We start from the raw sequence: 289 nt of genomic DNA, 5'->3' as shown, positions 1-289 counted from the left end.
GCGGTCGTCGAGACACTGAAGGCGAGGGGGCAGCCGGTCTTCTGGCTGCTGTCCGACTTCGCCGCCGGCATCCGCGAGGGCAATGTCGGTCTAGACAACCGCAAGGGCGGGCGGAGCGCCGCCTGGATGATCGCCAAGGCCGCCAGGAAGCCGGGCAAGGTGGCGCTCTTCGTCGGCAGCCACCGCTTCCACGGCCATGAGCTTCGCGAGATCGGCTTCCGCTCTTTCTTCCGCGAGCGCGCGCCCGACTTCACCGTGATGGAGACCCTGGTCAACCTCGAGGCCAATG

1 protein-coding gene is annotated in these 289 nt (G+C 67.8%); it reads left to right on the top strand.

Annotation, left to right across the window (positions count from 1 at the left end):
- Nucleotides 1–289 (top strand): substrate-binding domain-containing protein (locus EN852_RS39720; protein ID WP_145994167.1); only part of this gene is annotated, 289 nt, incomplete at both ends.

This window comes from Mesorhizobium sp. M2E.F.Ca.ET.209.01.1.1 (assembly GCF_004010375.2).
GTDB lineage: Bacteria > Pseudomonadota > Alphaproteobacteria > Rhizobiales > Rhizobiaceae > Mesorhizobium.
This window is presented reverse-complemented; position numbering and strand designations above follow the sequence as displayed.